Raw genomic sequence first — 8346 nt, forward strand, 5'->3', positions numbered from 1 at the left:
GCGAGCACCCCGACCACCACCGCGAGGACGAGCATCCCGGCGAGGCTCCCCCAGGGGATGACGAGCGTCGAGAGGCCCTCGTCCGCGAAGAGGGTCGGCAGGGTCGAGGCGAGTGCCACGCCCACCACCAGCCCCAGCACCGTGCCGAACACTGCCGTCAGCACCGACTCGATGGTCACCGTCCCTGCGAGCTGCAGGCGCCCGAGCCCGACGGCCCGCAGCAGGCCGATCTCCCGCGTCCGCTCGATCACGGACAGGGCGAGGGTGTTGACGATGCCGAGGACGGCGATCACCACGGACAGCCCGAGCAGCGCGTAGAGGATGACCAGCACCTGGTTCACCTGGTCGGCCAGGCTCGACACGAACTCGGCACGGGTGAGCACCGAGACCACGACGTACGGCGCGACAGCCTCGGCGACCGCGTCCTGCAGCTGCGCCGTGCTCACCCCGGAGGCCGCGGACACGAGGATCGTGTCGACCATCTGCTGCTCGCGCGGCAGCAGGTCGTCGAGCACCCCACGGTCGACGACGAGCGGCGACCCGAGGATGTTCGTCGTGAAGACCGCCGTGACGGTGAGGTCCTGCGGCCCTCCCGTGCCACTGACCGAGAGCGTGTCGCCGACGCCCCAGCCGTGCTCCTCGGCGGCGGACTCCAGGACGGCGACCTCTCCGGCACCGAGCCCGTCGAGCGAGCCGTCGACCACGTCGACCTCGACCGAGCCGCCCAGCGTCCCGGAGTCCAGGCCGATCACGTACTGCACCTCGGGCGTCGCGTCGCCGACCGCGACCCCGAGCGGGGCGAACGCGATCGGGTCCGCACGGCCCGCCTCCGGCAGCGCGACGACGTCGTCCACCGCGCCGGCCGGGATCACCTGCGTCGCCGACCGCACCACGACGTCCGCGTTGGTCTGCGCCTCGACCACCCCGGCGACCGACTGCTGAGCGGTCACGGCGATCACCGACACCGCGCCGACCAGCGCCATGCCGATCATGAGGGCGCCGGCCGTGTTGGCGGTCCGGCGCGGGTTGCGCACGACGTTGCCGCGGGCGAGCCGCCCGATGGGCCGCAGCAGCCGCACGAACGGCCACGCGAGGACCCCGACCGCCGAGCGCGCGACGACGGGCGAGAGCATGAGCACCCCCACGAGCACGGCGGCCGCACCCGTGCCGAGCCAGACCTCCGCGGAGTCCGCCTCCGGCCGCAGCAGCGCGACCACCAGCGCGGCCACACCGGCACCCGTGACGACGAGCCCGCCGAACGCGCGCCAGCGCAGTGACTTCTCCGGGGTCGCGACGTCGTCGCGCATCGCCTCGACAGGGGGCACGAGTGCCGCCCGCCGCGCGGGCAGCGCGGCCGCGAGGACGCTGACGACAGTGCCGACCAGGAGCGACACCACGACCGTCGTGACGTCGAGCGGGATCGTCCCCACGAGGTCCATCCCGGCCGAGCCGAGCCCGACGCGCAGCGCCGAGACCAGCCCGAGCCCACCCGCGATGCCCAGCGCGGAGCCGAGCAGCCCCACGACCGCGGCCTGCACGAGCACCGAGGAGAACACCTGCAACGGCGACGCCCCGACGGCCCGCAGCAGCGCGAGCTCGCGCATCCGCTGCCGCACCGACATGGCGAAGGTGTTGGAGATGATGAACGCCCCGACGAACAGGGCGATCGCCGCGAAGACCAGCAGGAACGTCGTGACGAAGCCGAGCTGGCTGGCGATCTCGGTCTTGTTCTCGGCGCGCAGCGCGTCACCCGTGACGACCTCCAGGCCGTCGGGGGCGATCGCGGAGATCCGGTCGACCAGCTGGTCGACCGACGTGCCGTCCGCCGCGTACACCGCGATGTCGTTGACACCGTTCTCGGGCGCGAGCACGTCCTGGCCGGTCTGCGCGTCGACGAGCACGATCGTCGCGCCCGCCATCGGCCCGCCGAGGTCGACGCGGCCGACGACCTCGACCTGCGTGACCTCGCCCCCGAGCACCGCGTCGGTGGTGTCGCCGACCGCGAGGCCGGACGACTCCAGCGTGGCCGACTCCAGGGCGACCTCGCCGGGCCGCTGCGGGCCGCGACCCTCGACCACGTCGAGCGACGGGTCGTCCGGCACGTACATCAGGGCGAACGACGGTGCCTGCGTGCTCTGGACGGCGGTCCCGTCCGCGCCGACCAGCACGATGGGTCCCGAGACGCCGGGGACCGCGTGGGCGACGCCGTCGACCGCCGCGATCTCCTCCACCAGGTCCCGCGGCACGCTCTCGCCCGTGGCGTTGGCCGTGCCCGTGACGACGGACGACCCCTCGGCCTGCAGCACGCGCACATACACGTCCCCGGGGGCCGCGGCGTCGACGATCCCGTCGAAGGTGCCCGAGAGCATGGTGCGCAGCGCGAACGTGCCCGCGACGAACGCGACGCCCAGCGCGACGGCAAGCACGGACAGCAGGAACCGCACCAGGTGCGCGCGGATGCCGCGCAGTGCGACGCGTCCCATCACAGGCTCGCGGTCTGCGCGAGGAGGACGGGAGCACCCTGCCGGGCAGGCCGCATGGCCGCGAGCGCCGCGAGGACCGACTCGGGCGTCGGGTCGGTGAGCTCGCCGACCACGCGCCCGTCTGCCAGGAACAGCACGCGGTGCGCGTAGGACGCGGCGGTCGGGTCGTGCGTCACCATGACCACGGACTGCCCGAGCTCGTCCACGGACCGGCGCAGGAACCCGAGCACCTCCGCCGAGGACGTGGAGTCGAGGTTGCCGGTCGGTTCGTCGGCGAACACCACCGCGGGCCGGGACACCAGGGCGCGCGCGCAGGCCACGCGCTGCTGCTGCCCACCCGACAGCTCCGACGGCTTGTGGCTCAGCCGGTCCGCCAGCCCGACGGCCTCCACGACCTCGGCGAGGTGCGCCTTGTCGACGGGCCGGCGCGCGATGTCCAGCGGCAGCGTGATGTTCTCCAGCGCCGTCAGGGTGGGCACCAGGTTGAACGCCTGGAAGATGAACCCGAGGCGGTCGCGGCGCAGCTTGGTCAGCCGCCGCTCGTTCATGCCGCTGACCTCGAGCCCGTCCACGACGACCGTCCCGGCGTCGGTGCGGTCGAGGCCGGCCATGCAGTGCATGAGCGTCGACTTCCCGGAGCCCGAGGGGCCCATGATCGCGGTCATCTCGCCGCGACCGAAGTCGACATCCACCCCCGCGAGGGCGTGCACCGCCGTGTCGCCCTTGCCGTAGGTCTTCACGAGCCCGCGGGCGCTCGCGATGGGGGTGGTCTGTTCGCTCGTCATGGTCCTCACCTCAGTGCACGTCCGGACATCTGTTCCGTGACGATGGTCCCGTCACCCGAACGCGCGCGGCATCGGTGAAGCCCCTGGTCAGGCCCTGGTTCGACCCTGACCYGCGGGGCCGTCCAACCCTGGTGGTGCCCTCAGACGACGTATCGCTCGGGGTGCTCGTCCAGGGCCACGGACCGCTCCCACTCCTCGACGGTCCGGTCCCCGACCGGCAGCGCGGGGGCCAGGACCTCACGGAGCGCCTTGATGTCCTCGGCCTGGACGGCGGCGGGGTCCGGGCCGAGCGTCAGCCACGTCCGGCCCGATCCGACGTCGCGGAGCTCGACCGTGGGGAGGACGTCCCGGAGCGCGTCGAGCCCACCGACGGCCTCGACGTGGACAGGTGACAGCAGGGTGCCCCAGCCGTACCCCCAGAGCGTCCGCGTGACGTCCCGCAGCGACGGTGCGCATCCGGTGGCCCGTTCCCACGGGCTCTGACCGTCCTCCGCGGTGACCTGGTCCAGGGTCGCGTACCCGGTGTCGGCGTCCAGCCGGTCCGCGGCGTCCAGGAGCCAGGGCGTCAGCAGGTCCGCGACCCGCACCAGGTCCTCGCCGCCCCCGTACATGGCCCACCGGTGCATCGAGAGCCGGACCGCGAGCCCGCCGCCGTCCCCCCGGCCGTGCGCGACGGTGACCGGCAGCGTCGCGTGCAGAGTCACCGGGAGCCACTTCGGGTGCCAGTGGTAGCCCTCCAGCGCGCTCGCCATCCCGATGAGCGTCACCGTCTGCAACGGCTCGCCGCGTCCGAGCGCGAAGTCCCAGTCGATCCGGCGGCGGCCCGTGTCCCCGCGGCCCGTCGACAGGTCGTCGGACGCGACGGTGGCGACCGTCGTCCACGAGAGATCGATCCCCATGCACTGCTCGACCACACGCTCGAGCCCGTCCCGCAGCACGGCGACCACCGCCTCGTCCGAGGGCCGGCTGGACTGGACCGCGACCCCACCGAACATCGCCTGCTCGCGCACGTACGCGTCGTCCTCGCTGGCCATGGTCATCCGCCGAACCTACTGACGGACCCGCGCGACACGAGGGCTCGGCACAGAACTCACCTGTTCGGCGGCGGCACCACCGGCGAGGATGCGCTCATGGACGCACTGACCCTGCAGACCACCTTCCTGGACCTGACCACCCCGCACGTCGCGGACGCGTGCCTGCGTCTCGGCGTCGCCGTCCGGTGCGGCCCGCCCTCGCTGCGACCGCTGTGGGCCGGCGTCCACGTGGTCGGCCGCGCCCGGCCCGTGCGCCACGTCGGGAGCGTCGACGTGTTCCTCGAGGCCCTCGAGCGCGCCGAGCCCGCGGACGTCCTGGTCGTGGACAACGACGGTCGCACCGACGAGGCCTGCGTCGGAGACCTGGTCGCCCTGGAGGTCGCGCGCGCGGGGCTCGCGGGGATCGTGATCTGGGGGCTGCATCGCGACACCACCCAGCTGCGCTCGATCGCCCTGCCCGTGGCCAGCCTCGGCGCCTGCCCCGGCGGGCCCGAGCGCCTCGACGCCCAGCCCGCCGACGCGCTCGCGTGGGCGCGGTGCGGACCGCACACGATCACAGACGACGACGTCGTGCTCGTCGACGACGACGGGGTCGTGTTCATCCCGTCCGGGAAGGCTGCCGAGATCGCGGTCGTCGCGGCGCGGATCCGAGACACCGAACGGCAGCAGGCAGCCCGCATGCAGCTCGGTACGACCCTGCGCGAGCAGACCCGGTTCGGGGACTACCTCGTCGCCCGCGACCGGGACGGGATCACCTTCCGCCAGCACCTGCGCTCCCTCGACGCCGCGATCGAGGAGTGACACCGGTGGCCTCGTCGCTCACGGTCCGGTCGCGCTCGTGAGGAGGACCAGCCGCTGGGTCGCCCGGGTCATCGCGACATAGCGGTCGACCGCGCTGAACGCCTCCGGGTCGACGAGCACGACCAGGTCGAACTCGAGCCCCTTGGCCAGCTCCGGGCTCAGCGACCGGACGCGGGGCGTGGCCTCGAACGACGGGTCGCCGATGACGCAGGCGATCCCGTCGGCGTGCGCGGCCAGCYAGGCGTCGAGGATCGCGTCGCGCTCCGCCCACGACCCGTGGACGACGGGGAGGCCGCTGCGGCGGACGGAGGTCGGCACGTTCGCGTCCGGGACCGCGGCCCGGATGACCGGCTCGGCCTCGACCATGACCTCCTCGGGCGTCCGGTAGTTGATGCTCAGGGACGCCACCGAGATCTCGTGCAGCCCCACCCGTGCGAGCCTCTCCTCCCACGACTCGGGGAAGCAGCGCCGGGCCTGCGCACGGTCGCCGACGATCGTGAGGCTCCGGGACGGGCAGCGCAGCAGGAGCATCTGCCACTCCGCGTCGGTCAGCTCCTGAGCCTCGTCCACGACGACGTGCGCGAACGGGCCGGCGAGCAGGTCCGGGTCGGCGGTCGGCAGCGCCGAGTCGTCGACGAGCGCAGCCTGCAGGTCAGGGCGACGCAGCATCGACATCACGAGCATCTCGGAGTCGTCGGTCGCGATCAGGTCGTCGACCACGTCGGCCATCCGGGCGCGCTGCTCGGCCAGCGCTGCCTCCTGCCGTCGCCGGCGTCGGGACGTCTCGGGGTCGCCCAGGCGCTGCCGGGCCGCGTCCAGGAGCGGCAGGTCGGAGACGGTCCACGCCTGGGCGTCCTCGCGCTGGAGCGTGCGGACCTCGTCGGGGGTGAGCCACGGGGCGCACAGCCGCAGGTAGGCCGGCACCGACCACAGGTCGCCGACGAGCTCTGTCGCCTCGAGCACCGGCCACGCGCCGCTGAACACGCGGGCCAGCTCCGTGCTCCTGGCGAGGGCCCGGCGGAGCACCTCGGCCGGGACGTCCTCGTCCTCGTGCTTGTCCACCAGGATGTCCAGGAGCGTCTCCCAGATCTGGTCGCGGGCCTCGTTGTGCGGGGTGCCGGGGTCCGGAGCGCCGAACGCCTCCGCCCAGTCGGCGGTGCTGAGCCAGAGGTCCGCCCACTCCGTCTCGACGAGCATCCCCTCGGTGGGCGGCCGCTCCGAGAACCGCACGGCCGGCTCGATCGCCCCCACCAGCCGCGCCGACGCCTTCAGCCGGGCCACGTCCGGATCGGTCTCGACGGTGGCCGCGGCCCCCTCGGGCGTGAGGTCGCGCAGGGTGCACGTCTGCACCCCCTCCTCGCCGAGGCTSGGCAGCACGTCGGMYACGTAGGCGAGGTAGGGCTCGTGCGGWCCGACSACCAGCACGTCGCCGCGGTGGTGACCGAGGCGCGGGTCGGAGTACAGGAGGTAGGCCGCGCGGTGCAGGGCGACGACGGTCTTGCCCGTGCCGGGACCGCCGTCGACCACCAGGGCGCCCCGGGAGCCTGCACGGATGATCGCGTCCTGGTCGGCCGCGATGGTGCCCAGCACGTCGCGCATCCGGTCGGATCGGTCGCTGCCCAGGCTCGCGATGAACGCGGACTGGTCGTCGAGCGCGGCACTCTGCTCGAGCCCGTCGGCGGTGAACACCTCGTCCCAGTAGTCGCGGATCCGGCCGCCCGTCCAGCGGTACCGACGGCGGCTCGCGAGGCCCATCGGCTGCGCGTAGGTGGCCCCGAAGAACGGCTCGGCCGCGGGGGAGCGCCAGTCGACCAGCAGCCGACGCCCGGCGCTGTCGGTCAGGCCGAGCCGTCCGACGTACACCGGCTCGGAGTCGTCCGAGCCGACCATGCGCCCGAGGCACAGGTCCAGCCCGTACCGCCGCAGGGTGCGCAGGCGGGCGGTCAGGCGGTGGATCTCCTGGTCGCGGTCCAGCGCCTGCTGACCGCCCCGGCCGGGGGCGGTGCGCTGGACGTCGAGGCGGTCGGACAGCTCCGCGATCTGCTCCGCGAGGCTCTCGCCGATGGCTGCGAGGTGCTGCTCGTCGCGGGCGATCAGCGCGGGGTCCGCCTTGGCGGCGAGGTGGTCGGGAAGGTCGAACGCACGGGTGGTCAGGGGTGTCACGGTCGGAGATTCTTCGCCGCGACGGGGGCCTTGCCGCAAGCCCCCCGCCCGGCTATACCTTGAAAAGGAGGAGGAGCCGCGCCCACAGCCTGCGGCGCCAACCGGCTCCCTCCTCGCCCGCCCAGACGCGCACGCACACGGTGTCGGGTGTCACAGGACCACCACGCCCTTCCCGCCGACGGCGTCCGCCTCCAGGTCCCGGTGCGCCCGCACGATCTCGTCGAGCCGGTACGTCCGCCCGAGCGGGACCCGCGCCGCACCGGCGGCGACCGCGTCGAGGAACCCCTGCAGCACGTCCACCGGGAGGTCGGCCGACGCGCCCGAGTACGCCGTCAGCCGCACGCCGTTGGGCAGCCAGTCCATCGGGTAGAACTCCGGGATCGTCCACTGGTCCGAGAGCATCCCGGTGAAGCAGACGGTGCCGCCGGGGCGGGTGGCGCGCAGCGTGTCGGCCAGGGTGTTCACCCCGACCAGCTCGACGGCGCCGTCGACGCCCTCGGGCACGAGCTCGCGCACCTGGCGGGCCACCTGACCGTCGTCGACCAGCGCGTGCGCGACGCCGACCCCCTCGAGCAGCCGGACCTTGTCCGCCGACCGGGTGGTCGAGAGCACGGTCAGCCCGCGCAGACGTCCGAGCACCGCGATCGCCAGGCCCACCGAGGACGTCCCCCCGCGCACGAGCACCGTGTCGCCGGGACGTGCCTGCACGCCGACGGCGAGCGACCCGTGCGCGGTCTGCAGCATCTCCGGGACGGCCCCGAGCACGTCCCAGGGCAGGTCGCTGGTGAACGGGATGACCTGCGCGGCGGSCACGACGACGAGCTCCGCGTAGCCGCCGTCGAACGTGCGGCCCATACCGCCCATCATCGTCATGACCTGCGTCCCGACCGAGAGCTCCCCGCCCGGCGCCGACTCGACCACGCCGGTGGCCTCGATCCCCGGGATCCGCGGGAAGCTGCCCGACGACGCCTGCCCGCGGCGGAAGTGCAGCTCGGACCGGTTCAGCCCGGACGCGCGCACCCGGACCAGCACCTGACCGGCCTCGACGCGCGGCTCCGGCACGTCGCGGACCCGCAGCAC

At 73.8% G+C, this 8346-nt stretch carries 6 protein-coding genes; 1 reads left to right on the top strand and 5 read right to left on the bottom strand.

Features of this window, described 5'->3' with window-relative positions:
* The 3 genes from AC1DUQ_RS12890 to AC1DUQ_RS12900 form a co-directional block, all read right to left on the bottom strand.
* The coding region (locus AC1DUQ_RS12890) for an ABC transporter permease (RefSeq protein WP_477073910.1) at positions 1-2483 on the bottom strand (2483 nt) is incomplete at its 3' end.
* Positions 2483-3268, bottom strand: a complete 786-nt coding sequence (locus AC1DUQ_RS12895; protein ID WP_477059530.1) for an ABC transporter ATP-binding protein — start codon at positions 3266-3268, stop codon at positions 2483-2485. The genes AC1DUQ_RS12890 and AC1DUQ_RS12895, both read right to left, overlap by 1 nt.
* A 140-nt stretch (positions 3269-3408) precedes the next feature.
* A complete protein-coding gene (locus AC1DUQ_RS12900) occupies positions 3409-4308 on the bottom strand; it encodes a hypothetical protein (RefSeq protein ID WP_477059531.1) in 900 nt (299 codons plus the stop codon).
* 90 nt (positions 4309-4398) lie between these two features.
* Between AC1DUQ_RS12900 and AC1DUQ_RS12905 the strand changes: the two genes are divergently transcribed.
* Positions 4399-5103 (top strand): RraA family protein, encoded by a 705-nt coding sequence (locus tag AC1DUQ_RS12905; protein ID WP_477059532.1) that lies wholly within the window; start codon positions 4399-4401, stop codon positions 5101-5103.
* Between the two features lie 18 nt (positions 5104-5121).
* Here AC1DUQ_RS12905 and helR read toward each other — a convergent pair whose 3' ends face one another.
* Together helR and AC1DUQ_RS12915 are read right to left on the bottom strand one after the other, a co-directional pair.
* Entirely contained in the window at positions 5122-7266 is a 2145-nt protein-coding gene (gene helR, locus AC1DUQ_RS12910) for an RNA polymerase recycling motor ATPase HelR (protein ID WP_477073911.1), read from the bottom strand.
* A gap of 150 nt (positions 7267-7416) precedes the next feature.
* Positions 7417-8346: alcohol dehydrogenase catalytic domain-containing protein (locus tag AC1DUQ_RS12915; RefSeq protein ID WP_477073912.1), on the bottom strand; the 930-nt coding region annotated here is incomplete at its 5' end.

This window comes from Cellulomonas sp. P4_B5_2 (assembly GCF_056402235.1).